Consider the following 14,799-nt stretch of genomic DNA (forward strand, 5'->3'; position numbering starts at 1 on the left):
CACCGGAGACGGATGTACTCCCACGTCGGAGCCGCATTCCCGGCGGGGCGCCGCCGCGCCCCGCACGGCATCGAAGGCCGCTACAGACAGCCGATGGGAACCTGAGGTGAACCATGGCAAAGACGCCTGAAGACCTCGAAACAACCGCTGTACCCACACCGCCCCACCTGACCTCGAAGCGACGCACGCAGGCCCTGCTCATCTGCATAGCCGCCGCGTTCCTCACCCTCCTCGACGTGAGCATCGTGACCGTCGCGCTGCCCTCGATGGAGGAGCACCTTCATCTGACGCCGGCCGACGTCACCTGGTCGCTCGCCGGATACACCCTGACCTTCGGCCTGACGCTGGTCCCGGCCGGCCGGCTCGGGGACGAGTTCGGCCGCCGGAAGATCTTCGTCATCGGCATGGTGCTGTTCGTCATCACCGGCGTGCTGTGCGGAATCGCACCCGATGCCACCTTCCTGGACGCATCACGGCTCGCCAGGGGGGTGGCGGCCGGCCTGGTCGCCCCCCAGGTCGTCGGCATGCTGCACCAGATGTACCCGTCGCGCGAACGGGGCCGGGCCTTCGGCTACTACGGCGCCACAGTGAGCCTGTCGACGGCCATCGGCCCACTCCTCGGCGGCATCATCCTGCACTTCGCCGGTACGGGCGAGGGCTGGCGCTGGATCTTCCTGGCGTTCATCCCGGTGGACGTCGTCGTCCTCTTCCTCGCCGTACGGCTGCTGCCGGAGGGCCGGCGCGTCGAGGCGCGTCGCACCCTCGACCTGGTCGGCGTTCTGCTGCTCGGCCTCGCCGTCACGGCCGTGATGCTGCCCCTGCTGCAGAGCGGGGGCTGGGGCGACCGCCGGTGGTGGCTGACGTGGACCGGCCTCGCGCTGCTCGTCGTCTTCGTCCTGTACGAGCGCACGGTCGCGCGGCAGGGCCGGCAGCCCCTCGTCGACCTGAACCTGTTCCGTGAGCGCCACTACTGGGTGGGCACGCTCGTCGCGGCCTCGCTGTACGGCGGGTTCACGGGCATCTTCCTGGTGCTCACCCAGTTCCTCCAGCAGGGCCTGGGCTACACGGCGCTGCAAGCGGCTCTGTCCATCGTGGCGTTCACCGTCGGTTCGGCGGTCTGCGGCATCATCAGCGGTCGTATCGTGCACCGCGTAGGCGCTCCGCTGGTGATCGGCGGCACCGCGGTGACCGCCCTCGGGCTGCTCGGCACGGCCCTGGTCGTCGACACCTCCTCGGGCGCTCCCATGCCGCTGCTGCTCGCCGGGCCACTGCTGGTGGCGGGCTGCGGCGCGGGCCTCGTCATCGCGGCCAACCAGACGCTCGCCCTGCACCGTGTACCACGCAAGGAGGGCAGCACCGCGGCCGGGATCTACCAGACCGGCATGAAGATCGGCACCTCGCTCGGCACCGCGCTGGCGACCTCGTTGTACTTCAGCGAGATGACCGCCTCGCACGGCGACTTCGCCGCGGCGGCCCGGGTCGGTCTCTTCGGCGGCGCCGCCCTGGCCGCCGTCGCCTTCCTGGTGGCCCTGCCGGGCCTCACACTCGGCGGACGCCGGAACACACCGGCCGCCGTGGGTCAGGAAGAGGTGGAGATGGCGGCCAGGTGAGGTGAACCGTGCGGGAGGCGGCGGCCGGATCGCCTGCGGCCGCCGCCCCTTCCGGCGCCCGCCTGCCTCAGCACGGCCGGCGCCACGCGTCCAGGGAGAGCCGCTTCAGCATCGAGTCGAGGCCCAGCCGGCCGGCGGTGGGACAGAACTTCCCGGTGGGCACGTCGTACTCCACATGGAAGACGGCCTTGCGTGCCTTGACGAACGGTGTCAGTGACGCGCATTCGCTGAATTCGGCGCACTGTTCGTTCACCGCGAAGTCGAAGTCCCCGACCAGCTGCGGTATTTGCTCCAGGTCGTTCTTCAGTCCGACGGCCAGGCCCCGGTCGTGTGCCAGATCCGCGATCATGCGGTTGTACGCGAGCTGGTCCGCGGCGGCCAGCGGGAAGCCGGTCTTGTTGGTGTAGCCGTCGAGGAGGTCGGGCTCGACGGCGTCGAACCCCTTGGAGCGGCACATGTCCATGCGCTTGGCCATGATGGGGCGCAGCACGTCGAGTCGGCGGATGTCGAGCCACCGCTCGCCCTCCCAGCCGTTGCCTTTGCCAAGGACGGAGGCGGGGAAGTCCTTCTGGTCGGGGCGGTAGTCCTCCCAGGAACCGGCGTTGATGTAGCAGATCACCTTGCGTCCGTCGGTGTGCAGGGACTTGACCACGGCGGCGCTGTTCTCGAAGCCGTCGATGTCGTACACCGGGACCTCTACGGAGGTGTCGATCCGGCCGCTGAGCTGCCACTGCCAGGCGGTGCCGGGGCGCGGCTGCCAACGGTGGGGCGCGTCGGGGGGGCCGGAGGAGCAGCCCGCCAGCAGCATGCCAAGCAGCATGAGGGTGAGGGCGGTTGCGGGGCCCGGCCGTGCCGCGTGCCTCAAGAGGCCTCCCTCTCCACGGTCGGCGGCAGCCCGCTCCACGGGTTCGCGCCACTGCCGGGGACGGCGCAGTACACGGCCGCTCCGCGCATCCGGGCGGTGCGCGCCGCGAGCCCGCAGAGCCCGTCCGGGACACCGTGCACCAGGTGGCAGAACCGGTCGGGCGGATGGGCGCCGGTCCAGGCGGGCACGGTGAAATCGGTGTGGCGGTACGTCTTCCAGGTGCCCTCGAAGGTGACCAGCAGGTCGGCGAACTCGGCGTAGCCCGGGGCCGGGTGGACGCCCGGGTTGAGGACGACGGTGCCGGCCCCGCAGAGACGTGCCGCCCGCGTCAGCCGACGGTAGTGGCGCACCGCCTCGCCGCCGGAAGACGTGCGGTCAAGGAAGGCGCCGTCGGTGTCGTACCAGCGGCGGTGCCTGCGCAGGTCGCCGACGACCGCGCGGACCGACCGCTCGCCGTAGGCCGTGTCCACGTATCCGAGCACCCGCACGCCCGCCTCCCGCAGTTGGGCGGCGGCCGTGACGAAGGCAGGGTCTGGTGTGTCGCCGGGTCCGTCGGCGACGTTGAGGACGACGCCGTAGAGCTGTGGTCCGGCGTGGATCAGGGCGCGCCAGGCGGCCGGGTCCACGGCCGGGTGGACGTAGAGCGGGACGAGCAGCCGGCCGCGGGCGGGGTCCGTCGCCGCGTCGGTCACGCCGGGACCCTGGTGTGGCCGGCCCACAGGCCGGCGAGCGAGTCGGCCAGGGTCAGTTCGGGCCGCCAGTCGAGGGCGTCCGCGGCCGCGCTCACGTCGGCCCGCTGCCAGGACACGGCCGAGGAGCGCTGCGATCCGGCGCCGCGTTCCTCGATCGGGCCGCGGTATCCGGCGGTCCGCGCCAGTTCCTCGGCGAGGTCCCGGGCGCGGGTGGCCGTGCCGCTGGCGATGTTGAGGACGGCGGGCAGGGGGCCGGGGGTGGTCGTCGCGAGCACGGCGGCCCGCGCCACGTCCCGTGCGTCGACGAAGTCGCGGTAGGCCGAGAGGTCGCCGACGGTGACCGTCCCGTGGGGCAGTGCGCGCCGCAGTTCGTCGGCGAGCCGTCCGGGCAGGCTGGCGGCGGGCGAGCCGGGGCCGACCGGGTTGAACACCCGCAGGACGACGGTGTCCAGGCCGGTCCGGCCCGCTTCGGTCACCGCGTACGTGCCGGCCAGCTTGGTCGCCCCATAGGTGCCCTGCGGGCTGACCGGAGAGCTCTCGGTGAGGATCTCGCCGGCGGGCGTCGGCCCGTACTCGGCGGCCGACCCCAGGTGGACGAGCCTGGCGCCGGGGGCAGCCTCGCGCAGCGCCTCGCACAGTACGGCGGGTCCGCGGGCGTTGGTCTCGGCCATCCGTACGGGGTCGCCGCTGACGGCGCCCGCGCAGTTGACGACCGCGTCCGGGGCGAGGGCCCGCAGGGACCGGGCGAGTCCGGCGACGGAGATGGCCGCGAGGTCGACGGGGAGGTTCACGGGCAGACCGGGGTCCGCCGTGCGGCCGCCGCCGAGCACCCGCACACCCGGGAGGGTGCGCAGCTGCCCGGCGATGTGACCGCCCAGGAATCCGGTGGAGCCCAGGACGAGGATGCGCATGATGCCGGGTCACACTCCCTTGAGCAGGGCGGGGCGGCGCGTGGTGAACTCCGCGTTGGCCCTGTCGTAGTCGTCCGGGCGCCCAATGTCGAGCCAGTAGCCGTCGAACTCGTAGGCCGCGGGCGGGGTTTCGGCCTTGAGCAGGTCGAGGACCAGTTCGTCGAAGCCGAGCGGCAGACCGGGGGTGTAGCCGTTGAGGGTGGAGCGGGAGAGTCCGTAGACGCCCATGGAAACCCGGTAGTCCATGCTCGGCTTCTCGGCGAAGCCGACGACCTTGCCGGCTTCGGTGGTGAGCACGCCGAAGTCGATGGCGACCGTACGCGCGTAGGTGGCGATGGTCAGCGGCGACTCGGATTCCTCGTGACTGCGCAGTACGGCGCCGAAGTCGAGGTCGGTGAGGATGTCGCCGTTCATGACGAGGAAGTGCTCGGGCAGCCGGTCGAGCATGGTCAGCAGCGGGCCCATGGTGCCCAGCGGGCTGTCCTCGGTGGCGTAGCCGACGCGCAGGCCCCACTGGGAGCCGTTGCCGACGTAGGCCCGGATGATGTGGCCCAGGTGCCCGATGGCGATGGTGCAGGTGGTGAAGCCGGCGCCGGCGAGCTGCCGCATCACGATCTCCAGGATCGCGTGCTGGTCGCCGATGGGTACGAGCGGCTTGGGCAGGGCGGTCGTGTAGGGCCGCAACCGTACGCCTTTGCCTCCGGCCAGGATGACTGCATGCATCGTGGGGGTTTCCTTCCGACTGTCGTCAGGTGTCGCCGATTCGGTGTCGCCGATTTCCTGGGTTCAGGGACTCGGTAGGTCTTGGTTCAAGGACTCGGTGGGTCTGGCTTCAAGGACTCGGTGGGTCTTGGAGACGAGGAGCCGTCGGAATGTTGAAGACGGCGCCGCCACCCTCGACCTGATGAGTCGTCAGATGTTGTAGACGTTCGTCTTGTAGCGGGCGAGGTTCGCCGGGTCGCGGAAGAAGTCGATGGTCGCCTCCAGACCCTCTTCGAGGCAGTGGGCAGGCGCCCAGCCGGTGGCGGCGCGCAGCCGGGAGGCGTCGCAGACCAGCCGCATCACCTCCGATCCGGCGGGGCGGATGCGCTGCGCGTCCTCGCGGACCTCCAGGTCGGCTGCCATCAGCTTGCCGATCAGGGTGACCAGGTCACCGACCGAGATCTCACCGCCCGTACCGGCGTTGAACGTCCTGCCCACGACGGCCTCGGCGGGCGCGGTGCCCACCGCGAGGAACGCCTGGGCGGTGTCCTTGGCGAAGGTGAAGTCCCGGGTGGGCCGCAGATCGCCCAGGGTGATGGTCCGTTCCCCGGCCGCGACCTGCCCGATCACGGTCGGGATCACCGCCCGCATGGACTGGCGCGGCCCGAAGGTGTTGAACGGCCGCAGGGTGACCACCTGGGTGCCGAAGCTCGCGTGGTAGCTGTCGGCCAGCCGGTCACCGCCCGCCTTCGAAGCCGCGTACGGGGACTGGGTGTTGATCGGATGGTCCTCGGTGATCGGCACCGTCCGGGCCGTGCCGTACGTCTCACTGGTGGAGGTGTGCACCAGGCGCGGGATGTCGAGCCTGCGGACCGTCTCCAGGACGTTGAGGGTGCCGGTGACGTTGGTGTCCACGTAACTGTGCGGGGCCTGGTAGGAGTACGGGATCGCGATCAGCGCGGCCAGGTGGTAGACGGCCTCCGTGCCGGTCAGCAGCCGGTCCACCGAGCCGGGGTCGCGTACGTCGCCGAGGACGACCTCGACACTGTCCATCACCTCCTGCGGCAGGGTCTCCAGCCAGCCGTAGGAGGAGAAGGAGTTGTACTGGGCCATCGCGCGCACCCGGTGCCCGGCGGCGACGAGCGCCTCGACCAGGTGCGAGCCGATGAAGCCCTCCGCTCCGGTGACGGCTACGGGTCCGGATTCGGTCACGGGTCTGTCTCCTCTGATGTGGGGGGTGATGCGGATGATTGAGGTGTTGTCAGCGGTGGGCCGTGGCCCGGCCGAGCAGGGTGTACGAGACGATCACCAGCGCGGCGGCGGCACAGCCGCAGACGAGCGGGCGGACGGCGGCGGGGCCCAGGGCCGCGCCCGCGGCGGCGGCCAGACAGACGGCGGCGGGTGGCCAGGCCGTGCCGAAGGCCTGGAGCAGCAGAGCGGTCCACAGGACGGCTCCCAGCGCCAGCAGCGGTCCGGGCGAGTCCCCGCGGATCACGGCGGGTGTGGCCAGCAGTGCCAGGTATCCGGCGAGACACAGCAACAGCGCCCGCCCGGCGCGGAGTTGGAAGCCCCTGGGCGTGGTGCTGTGCCGGAGTGCGGCAAGGCCCAGGCTCCGGTAGCGGTAGAGCAGCCACTCGGCGACGCCCATGCTCAGGGTGAGTACGACCACGGCGGCGCCGTCGGCCGACGCGGCCATCAGCGTCAACGACCCCGCCGCGAGGCCGAACAGCCCGTACGGAAGGGAGGCGGCGAGCGGCGGCCCGCTGCCCGGGGCGTCCGTGCTCTCCGTACGCAGCGACCTGACGATCTCGCGGGCCGCCAGCAGCACCGCCGCCGCGACGGTGACAAGGAGCAGCGCGGCGACGGCCAGTGGGCCGGGGTGCCACAGGAGCAGGGAGGCCGCTCCGGCGACGGTCGGGGTGAGCGCGAGCAGCAGATCCCGTTCGCGGCCGAGCACCAGGAGCACGGTGCCAGCGGCGAGGTAGAGCGCCTGCCCGGCGGCGAACGCGGCCATGGTGCCGGGCCCCGACAGCAGCAGCCCGGCCGACACCGCGCCCAGTGCCCCGACCGGGGCCCCAGCACGCAGGGTGCGCGCGGCGGCGCGACGGCCGCCCGCCGCGAGCCGTACGTAGGCGCGGTGGGCCACGCCCTGGTTCCACGCCCAGGCGACCAGCGCCGAGGCGGCCAGCCCGGCGATCGTGCCCGTACCGCTCGCGAGAAGCCCGGCGCCCAACACGTAGGCCAGCCCGGGGAGTCCGAAGACCGCCCCGCGCAGTACGCACCGCCAGGGGCTGGTACGCCACGGGTCGGGCGGCGGTTCCGGGTCGGGGAAGCGCCGCGGCACCCGCTCGTACAGCTCCTCGGCAACCTCGAAGAGGTCCCGTCGTCCGTAGCGGCCGGTGATCTGCTCCTGCGTCAGGCCGTCCGACTCCAGTACGGCGGCGATCTCGTCGGGGTGCACGGCCGCGCCGCACACGTCCGCCAGCCGTTCGGCGAGCTCGTCGAAGGGGTCCTCGGCCCAGGAAGGCCGACGGCGCCGGACCGAACGCGGCCCGAGAGCGGGCAGCGCGTCGGCGTCACGGGCCCCGGCCGAACCGGCCCGGCCCTCCTTACGCCCCGAACCGCCGTGCCCGGCCGCCGAGTTGCCCGGCCACCCCGCCGGAAACCGCCGTACCTCGGCACGCTCCTGATCGATGCCACCGTCCCCCGGCAGCAACCGCAGGGGCCCGCTCACCCCACCTCACCTGCCTGATGCCCTGCGCCGTGTCCCGCGAACTCCTGCTGCCGTACGCCGTGTCCAGCGAACTCCGGCTGCCGCTCGCGCCCACCGAGGGGTGCGTTGGCGTACTCCTCGGCGTACCGCTCCTGCTCGGTGGCGGCACCCGTGGCGAGTTCGCCGTAGATTCCGCGGAAGGTGTCGATGGTCTGGCGGAGGGTGAACTGCTCGATCACCCTCAGCCGGGCGGCCTCGCCCATCCGGGCGCGGCGTGCCGGGTCGCGCAGCAGTTCCAGTGCCGCGCGCGCCATCTCCCGCGGTTCGCGGGGCGGCACGACGAGGCCGGTGTCGCCGACCGCCTCGTGCACCCCGCCCACGTCGGTGGAGACGGTGGCCCGGCCGCAGGACATGGCCTCGATGAGGGTGAAGGGGAAGCCCTCGCTGATGCTGGACAGCATCACGACGTTGCCCGCCGCGTACGCGTCGCGGATGTCCTCCACCCGGCCCTCGAAGACCACCGCGTCACCGGCCCCCAACTCCGCGGCGAGGGCCTCGCAGCGCTCCCGGTAGGCCTCTCCGCCGCGCGGTGTGCCGCCGAACATCCGCAGCCGCGCCTGCGGCAACTCCTCGCGTACGAGGACGAAGGCGCGGATCAGCGTCTCCAGGTCCTTGATCGGGTCGACGCGTCCCGCCCAGGTGAGGGTGGGAAGTTCGGGTTCGGGACCGGCGGGCGGGAAGGCGCCGGGGTCGACTCCGTTGTAGACGGTGCGTATGCGGTCGGGAGCTGTGCCGCCGTGCTCCTCCCAGCGCCGGTTGTAGCGGTTGCCGGGGGTGACGAGCGCCGCGCGGGCGTAGGTCTCGCGGGCCAGTTGCCGGAAGAAGCCGAGGAGCAGGGACTTCACGGGCCAGCGGTAACCGCCGGTGCGGTAGCCGAGGTAGCGCTCGCGGAGGTAGACGCCGTGCTCGGTCAACAGCAGTGGCGTTCCGTACAGTTGATGGGCCATCAGGCCCGGCAGCGCGGCCAGTCCCCCACTGACGGCGTGCGCGACTCCGCCCTCCGGCGGCGTGACCGCGAGCGGCCGCAGCGCGTGTTCGAGGAGTTCGGTGGCGGTCAGCGCGTCATGCAGGGTCGGCCGGGCCGCGGCCACGGGTATGTGCGGCCGGTTCCACACCGCGGTCAGGGTCCGCAGCGCCTCCTCGGTGCGCATGGCCGCCGACAGCTCCCCCTTGCGGGCCCGCGCGGCGAGGGCGTACAGGCCGTCGGCGAAGTCCGCTCCGGCCGTCGGCGAGCCGGGCTCCAGGAGCGAGAGCAGGAACCGCTCGTAGGTACCGAGGAAGCGGCGCAGCCGCCTGCCCCGGGGCGCGCGTCCCTCCGGAACGGGTCCCCACAGCGGGACGGAGACCAGTCCGCCGACGTTCGGGGGCAGTTCCCAGGCGAGCGACTCCTGGCCGGTCCCGGTGATCGCGACGACCTGGAAGCCGACCTCGGGCATCCCCCGTACCAACTGGTCGCACCACACGCTCACCCCGCCGTGCTGGTGCGGATACGTTCCTTCGGTGAGCAGTGTCACCACCGCCCGGTCGCCCGTGCCCGGTGGTGGCACGGCGTGCAGGATCTCTCGCGTGGACATGCGTCTCATTCCCCCCAAGGAACGGTTGGTTCAGGCCGCGGCCGTGGTCAGGGGCGCGGTCGGGCCCCGGCGGCCGATGCCGCCGGGGCGTGGCGTGCGGCTAACCGGCCGTCGCCGCTGCCGCCGCCTCCAGTGAGCCGTCGGCGGTCCATCCCGACCTCGCTCCGGCGTACGGGCTGCCGAAGCCGTCCGTACCGGCGGGCAGCGTCACCGGGGCCTGCACCCCGCTGGGCGCGCTGATGGTGACGGCGTTCCCGATCCGGTAGGCGGTGACCTGTCCGCCGTCGACGGCGGCGTCCCAGGCGGCCCGGTTCGCCAGTTCGGCGCTCGTCTCGCTCATCCCCTGGTTGACCAAAGGGGTGTTGTCGGCGAAGAGGCCCGCGTAGTCGCTCAGCACCTTCTCCAGGACCGGGTACGCGATCCGCTCCTCGGCCAGGTTCGACTGGTGGATGTAGTGCGGGCGCGGGTTGTTCGACAGCGCGTGGCCGAGCGCGATCCGGCTCTCGGTCGGCACGAGGTACGAGGTGTAGCCGGTCGCGGTGTCCAGCGGAGCGTCCAGGCAGGTGGTCGTCGTGGAGTTGTCGCAGATGCCGCTGCCGCCGTCGGCGGCGCTGGTGTAGATCCAGTTGTACTCGTCGACCTGCTCCGCCTGCTTGGCCGCGTTGTAGAAGATGTTGATCGGGAAGCGCGGCACCGTCAGCGCCGCGCCGACCTGACGCTGCTGCGGGTCACGGGAGTTGTCGCTGCCCAGCGCGGTCACGCCGGTCGCGGCGAGCGCGGGCGCCAGGTTCGGGTTGTCGTCGACCTGCTGCGGAAGCACCCTCATGCCCGAGTGCTCACCCGTGACGAGCTCCGTGTTGTCGAGGTCAAGACCCTTTGTGGCGGCCCAGTTCCGGTTGTCCACGATCTGCGCGGTGATCTCCGCCTGGCTGACCCACTGCACGTTCCCGGCCGCGTCGGTGGAGCACACCCACGGCACCACGGTCACGTTCTGCACGCAGCCCAGGAACGGGTGGTCGTAGGTGTGGTTCACCCAACGGAAGGCGTCCTTGTCCGCGACCAGTTGGTCGGTCAGCGCGTCCGCCCCGCCGTTCTCCTCCTTGTAGGTCTCGCTGCCCGCGCCGTTGAACATGAAGTCGAGCGTCAGACCGTGCTCCTGCGACCACTGCTTCGCGTACTGCGCGTCCGCGACCGTCATCCGGATCGGGTCCGCCGTGCCCTGGCCCTCGGGGCAGTCCACGTCTCCGGGGGTGCAGTTCAGCACGGTGTCCCAGCGGTCGTCGGCGCCGAAGACGTCGTCCACGTGCACCGCGAAGTAGTTCCGGTCCGCGCCGAGATGGACGCCCTGCGTCATCCACTCCACGATTCCGCGCGCGAGCAGCCGGTACTGCTGCTGGGCCTCGTTGTAGACGAACGTCACGACCAGTTCCCGGCGGCCGTCGTGCGCGTACTCCCCGATGAGCGAGCCGTTCACCGCGGTGCCGGGAATGGGCGCCTCCACGTAACTCGTGAACGTGGCCCCCTCCGCCTGCTGGGCGAGCGGCACGGACAGGTAGCCGTAACTCTCCGACACATCGGCCGCGTTGTCCTCGAACGGCACCGGACCGTCGAGATACCCGAAGGGTCCCGCGAGACCGGCGGCGGTCACCTGCGCCGTCACACCGTCCAGCGACCCCATGTACCCGGGGTTCTCGGCCCAGTTCAGCCCGACGGCCGGCTGGGCGAAGGTGTAGGCGTCGACCTGGCGAATCCCGTAGGTCTGCTCGTACGACGCCAGCGCCGCCATCTCCGCCGAGCCTGCCCCGAAGGGGTTGTCGTTCGGCAGCACCACGGCCTGGTACTTCGCCCTCGGCCGCCCGTCGACGGTGTCGCTCAGGAACGCCGCGTCGATCTGCGGTCTACCCGCGTCACTCAAATCCACTTCGGTGTAAGGCGTCCCCGCCCCGTCGAGCTCCGCCGCGACGGCCGCCGTGACCGCGCCGCCGTCATCGACCACCAGCACTCTGAGGTCGATTCTCGGTTCCGTGTCGTCGGCTCTCGCCCCGGCCACCGGCGCCAGGAACGTGAGCAACAGCGAAGCCGCGCAGACCGCGGCCCTACGCGAAAGACCCTGCATGATGTGCCCCCCATGGGCTGCGGCATGAATTGCCGCATGACGAAAAGCCGAACCAGGACAGCGAAGAACCTTGTTGCGCACCAACGCCGAGGCGAATGAAGAACCTTGGCCTCGAGCAGCCCCCGGCTCGTGCCGCACACATCCTCCGACGGCGTGAGGAGGTTTCGTGGGCAATTCGAAAAAGTTTCTCAGCCACCCTGAGCTTGTTAACCTTGTGTACACAAACCCTCACTCCGCGCACAGGTGATCCCCACCGAACTCCCAGGAACTGGCAGCGGGAGGAGGGCAGTTGACGGTCACCAGAAAAACCCCGCCTCCCGCGCGGTACGGGATGACCTTCGGCCAGTTCCGTCCCCTGCGCGGGATGCCCGGGACGAGCCATCGGCCGCCCAGGGAAGGCGCCCCTTCCACCTCCCGCCTGCGGAAACAGGAGGCCCCCGGTGAGGTGGAGGGCATCCGTCAGACCCTCTCGAATCCCGCCATCCGGGCCCGCGGCATGAAATAGCCCTGGCCGGCACCCCGTTGCCGCCGGACGACCGAGCCGACCATCGACCCCGTCCGGGCCCGTCCCCAAGGAACCGCGCCCGCACCGCTGTCATCGCCGGGCCTGGTGGCCGTGGGTGAGGGGAACCCGGCGCGGGAGGCGCCGGGAACCTCCCGACGGCCGGCCCAACTGGCCGACTCCTGTGGGTTCCTGGGGCACTGGGGGGGCGGAGCACCACTCCTGCCGGGCATCTCCAGCAGCAGCCCGGCGGTGATCCTCGCCCACGCGGAGGCCCGCTGAAGCCGTACTACCTCACGTCGCGGACGAGACGCCGACGAGAGGACCGGCCGGGGTGTTCCAGACGGACATCGCCATGTCCACAAGGCCGTGCAGCAGCGCGCGATCCGCCCCGTCGCGCGCCTGGAGCGAGAGGCCGTTGATGAAGGTGGTGTAGAAGGCGGCGATCGTGTCCGTGTCCGTACCCTCGGCCAGTTCCCCGGAGTCCACCGCGGCGTCCAGGCGCGTCTTGATGGTGGTCTTGGTGCCAGCACGGCACCGTAGCGCGAAGTCCCGCACCGACTCGTGGTCGGCGGTCAGGTTGGTGGCGGTGAGCACGATCATGCAGCCGCGCGGCTTGCCCTCGGTGGTGAACCGGTCGACGCTCTCGTGCAGCAGCGCCGCGACGGCCTCGCGGGCGGTGGGCGCCTCGTCCATGGCCCGCCGCGAGGCGTCGGCCTCGGTGCGCTCGTAGAGCCCGATGGCCTCCCGGAACAGATGCTCCTTGTTCTTGAACGCGGCATACAGGCTGGGAGGGTTGATGCCCATGGCGGCGCTCAGGTCGGTGGTCGAGGTGGTCGCGTAACCACGCTCCCAGAAGACCAGCATGGCCGTGTGCAGAGCCGCGTCGCGATCGAAGGCTCGGGGGCGTCCGGTGCGGGCCACTTGACCTCCTTGACGGCGGATCAGCCGGTCGATAGCTTCTTGTGTAGAGGTTAGTACATAAGTCGTGCTGTCCGCTGCCCCAGGGGTGGCGAACGGACGACGGCTTCGCCCTGCCCCGACTCTACGGTCGACCCGCCCGCCCTGCCTCCCACCTCCATGGGCGGACAAGGGTGGCACGGCACTCCACCCCAACCCAGAAGGAGATCTCGCTCATGGCTATCGCGGACGACGCCCCGGCGGAGCTCCAGGTGCGATGGGGACTGCGGGAATGGTTAATGCTCGTAGTCGTCTGCGGTGCGTTCTCGCTGGACGCACTGGACAACATCATGGTCGGCATCTCCACCCCCCAGATCAAGGACGATTTCGACATGAGCACGTCCGCCGCGCAATGGGTGGTGAGCGCCTACGTCCTCGGCTTCGGCGGCTTCCTGCTGCTGGGCGGCCGGATGGCCGACCTCCTTGGCAAGCGGCGGGTGTTCATCGCCGGCCTCACCGTGCTCGCCGTCGGCTCACTGGCCGGTGGCCTCGCGACCAGCGGGATCGTGGTGATCATCGGCAGGCTGGTGATGGGTATCGGCGCCGCGCTGACGGCGCCCTCCGCCCTGTCGATCATCGTCAGCAACTTCCCCGAGGGACCGCAGCGCAACAAGGCCGTGGGCATCTACACGGCCTGCGGCGCCGTCGGGTACTCCACCGGCGTGGTCGTCGGCGGCGCCCTGACCGAGGCGAGCTGGCGCTGGACGTTCATGCTCGGCGTACCGGTCGCCGTCACGGCCCTGATCGGCGCCCTGCTGCTGGTCCCCAACGACCCCGCACACGACGGCGGCAAGCGCCACTACGACGCCGCCGGCGCGATCACCATCACCGCCGCCATGCTCCTGCTGGTCTACGGCATCGTGCAGGCCCCGACGGAGGGCTGGCTCTCCGGCGCCACGCTGGGCGTCTTCGCGTCGGCGGCCCTCCTGCTCGCCGCATTCACGCTCATCGAATCGCGGACCCTTCAGCCGCTGCTGCGCCTCGGCCTGCTGCGCAACAAGTCGCTGGTGGGCGCCAGTCTGATCGCCGCGGCGATCCTCGGCACCTATATGAGCTACCAGTTCGTCGGCAGCCTCTACCTCCAGACCTACCGGGGCTGGTCCCCGCTGGAGATGGCCTTCGCGTTCCTGCCGATCGGCCTGATGATCCTCATCTTCGCGCCACGCGCCGGGAACTGGCTCGGCCGCACGGGGCTGTGCCTGCCCGTGTTCTTCGGCATGCTGGCGTACGCCGTCGCCTTCCTGCTCTTCCTCCGCGTAGGCGAGGGCTCCTCCTACTGGACGATGATCCTGCCGAGCATGCTGCTGATCGGCATCGGCTTCCCCTTCGCCTTCACCGCGGCGAACGTCCAGGCCACCACCGGCGTCGACGAGGCCGAACAGGGCCTCGCCGCGGGCATCCTGCAGACCGGGTACCAGGTGGGCGCCGCGGTGGTCCTCGCCGTGGTCACCGTGCGGATGGGCGACGAGGACACCACCAACCGCGCCGAGATGCTGTCCGGGTACCACCAGGGCACCTGGGTGATCATCGTCATCGCGGCGATCTCGGCGGTCTCGGTGCTGATCGCGGCTAGCGCTGGCCGGCTGCGCGGCGGTCGGATCACTCCGGTCGAGGGAGGGGCGGGGGCTGCGGAGAATCGGGCGGCCGAACGGTCGTTGAGTTGAGAGAGATCGGGGCTGCCGGCGGAGTTCGACATAGAGCGAGGCTGCATGCCGGCAAAGCAAACACGTCCGTGTCCGACCCGGGGAACGCCGGTTGAAGAGGCCAGTGAGCGTCACACCTCCTCTCCCGGATCCCGGACCAATGCCTGATTCCGTACCTGACTGGAACAGAAATACTTACTGCTTCAAGGCTAAGAGCGACGCTGGTCTGTCTGGGGTTTCGGGACACTAACTGCTCAGGGCGGGCGCGCAGAACTGCTGATGGCGCAGCGTTGCCAGGGCCCGGTAGGACAGGGCGAGGTCTTCCAATTCGACTGCGGCCGTGACCCCAGGATGCCGCCAAGGCGGCGAGAGGGTCCCAAAAAAGCAACGACCAGGCCGTACGGCTTGGTCGTTGCCCAAGCGGCAGACGAGTCGAGCTGTACGCCGGGGA

General features: G+C 71.0%; 11 protein-coding genes. 2 read left to right on the forward strand and 9 right to left on the reverse strand.

All coding sequences use genetic code 11. The features are described 5' to 3' along the window. Positions 1-113 precede the first annotated feature (113 nt). On the forward strand, positions 114-1,610 hold the full coding sequence (locus tag ACFVKT_RS23270) for an MFS transporter (protein ID WP_385734441.1): 1,497 nt from the start codon (positions 114-116) through the stop codon (positions 1,608-1,610). 67 nt (positions 1,611-1,677) lie between these two features. On the opposite strand, the gene ACFVKT_RS23275 is transcribed toward ACFVKT_RS23270, so the two are convergent. The 9 genes from ACFVKT_RS23275 to ACFVKT_RS23315 form a co-directional block, all read right to left on the reverse strand. Further along, on the reverse strand, positions 1,678-2,430 hold the full coding sequence (locus tag ACFVKT_RS23275) for an endo alpha-1,4 polygalactosaminidase (RefSeq protein WP_385735011.1): 753 nt from the start codon (positions 2,428-2,430) through the stop codon (positions 1,678-1,680). Between the two features lie 41 nt (positions 2,431-2,471). Further along, positions 2,472-3,167, reverse strand: a complete 696-nt coding sequence (locus tag ACFVKT_RS23280) for a spherulation-specific family 4 protein (RefSeq protein ID WP_385734443.1) — start codon at positions 3,165-3,167, stop codon at positions 2,472-2,474. Continuing rightward, the gene (locus tag ACFVKT_RS23285) at positions 3,164-4,078 is read right to left on the reverse strand and encodes an NAD-dependent epimerase/dehydratase family protein (RefSeq protein ID WP_385734445.1); all 915 of its coding nucleotides are present in this window, start codon (positions 4,076-4,078) and stop codon (positions 3,164-3,166) included. Before ACFVKT_RS23285 ends, ACFVKT_RS23280 begins: the two co-directional genes overlap by 4 nt. 9 nt (positions 4,079-4,087) lie before the next feature. Further along, positions 4,088-4,801, reverse strand: coding sequence for an NDP-sugar synthase (locus tag ACFVKT_RS23290; RefSeq protein ID WP_385734447.1), 714 nt, complete (start codon positions 4,799-4,801; stop codon positions 4,088-4,090). 189 nt (positions 4,802-4,990) lie between these two features. Next, the gene (locus ACFVKT_RS23295; protein WP_385734449.1) at positions 4,991-5,992 is read right to left on the reverse strand and encodes an SDR family NAD(P)-dependent oxidoreductase; all 1,002 of its coding nucleotides are present in this window, start codon (positions 5,990-5,992) and stop codon (positions 4,991-4,993) included. 49 nt (positions 5,993-6,041) lie between these two features. After that, positions 6,042-7,514, reverse strand: coding sequence for a hypothetical protein (locus ACFVKT_RS23300; RefSeq protein WP_385734451.1), 1,473 nt, complete (start codon positions 7,512-7,514; stop codon positions 6,042-6,044). After that, a complete protein-coding gene (gene pelF / locus ACFVKT_RS23305) occupies positions 7,511-9,127 on the reverse strand; it encodes a GT4 family glycosyltransferase PelF (RefSeq protein ID WP_385734453.1) in 1,617 nt (538 codons plus the stop codon). The genes ACFVKT_RS23300 and pelF overlap by 4 nt, the downstream gene beginning before the upstream one ends. A 100-nt stretch (positions 9,128-9,227) precedes the next feature. Next, positions 9,228-11,243 carry a hypothetical protein gene (locus ACFVKT_RS23310; protein ID WP_385734455.1) on the reverse strand — a complete coding sequence of 672 codons (2,016 nt, stop codon included), beginning with the start codon at positions 11,241-11,243 and terminating at the stop codon, positions 9,228-9,230. A 796-nt stretch (positions 11,244-12,039) separates the two neighbouring features. Then, a complete protein-coding gene (locus ACFVKT_RS23315) occupies positions 12,040-12,669 on the reverse strand; it encodes a TetR/AcrR family transcriptional regulator (RefSeq protein WP_385734456.1) in 630 nt (209 codons plus the stop codon). A gap of 275 nt (positions 12,670-12,944) precedes the next feature. Here ACFVKT_RS23315 and ACFVKT_RS23320 point away from each other — a divergent pair, with 275 nt between their 5' ends. Beyond that, entirely contained in the window at positions 12,945-14,369 is a 1,425-nt protein-coding gene (locus ACFVKT_RS23320; RefSeq protein WP_385734458.1) for an MFS transporter, read from the forward strand. Positions 14,370-14,799: the final 430 nt, after the last annotated feature.

The organism is Streptomyces sp. NPDC127595, assembly GCF_042671685.1.
GTDB lineage: Bacteria > Actinomycetota > Actinomycetes > Streptomycetales > Streptomycetaceae > Streptomyces.

What these genes read in the sequence shown, in the direction of transcription:
- ACFVKT_RS23270 (WP_385734441.1), top strand. Translation starts at nt 114, where the DNA reads ATGGCAAAGACGCCTGAAGACCTCGAAACAACCGCTGTACCCACACCG.
- ACFVKT_RS23275 (WP_385735011.1), bottom strand. Translation starts at nt 2,430, where the DNA reads ATGCTGCTTGGCATGCTGCTGGCGGGCTGCTCCTCCGGCCCCCCCGAC.
- ACFVKT_RS23285 (WP_385734445.1), bottom strand. Translation starts at nt 4,078, where the DNA reads ATGCGCATCCTCGTCCTGGGCTCCACCGGATTCCTGGGCGGTCACATC.
- ACFVKT_RS23290 (WP_385734447.1), bottom strand. Translation starts at nt 4,801, where the DNA reads ATGCATGCAGTCATCCTGGCCGGAGGCAAAGGCGTACGGTTGCGGCCC.
- pelF (WP_385734453.1), bottom strand. Translation starts at nt 9,127, where the DNA reads ATGTCCACGCGAGAGATCCTGCACGCCGTGCCACCACCGGGCACGGGC.
- ACFVKT_RS23310 (WP_385734455.1), bottom strand. Translation starts at nt 11,243, where the DNA reads ATGCAGGGTCTTTCGCGTAGGGCCGCGGTCTGCGCGGCTTCGCTGTTG.
- ACFVKT_RS23320 (WP_385734458.1), top strand. Translation starts at nt 12,945, where the DNA reads ATGCTCGTAGTCGTCTGCGGTGCGTTCTCGCTGGACGCACTGGACAAC.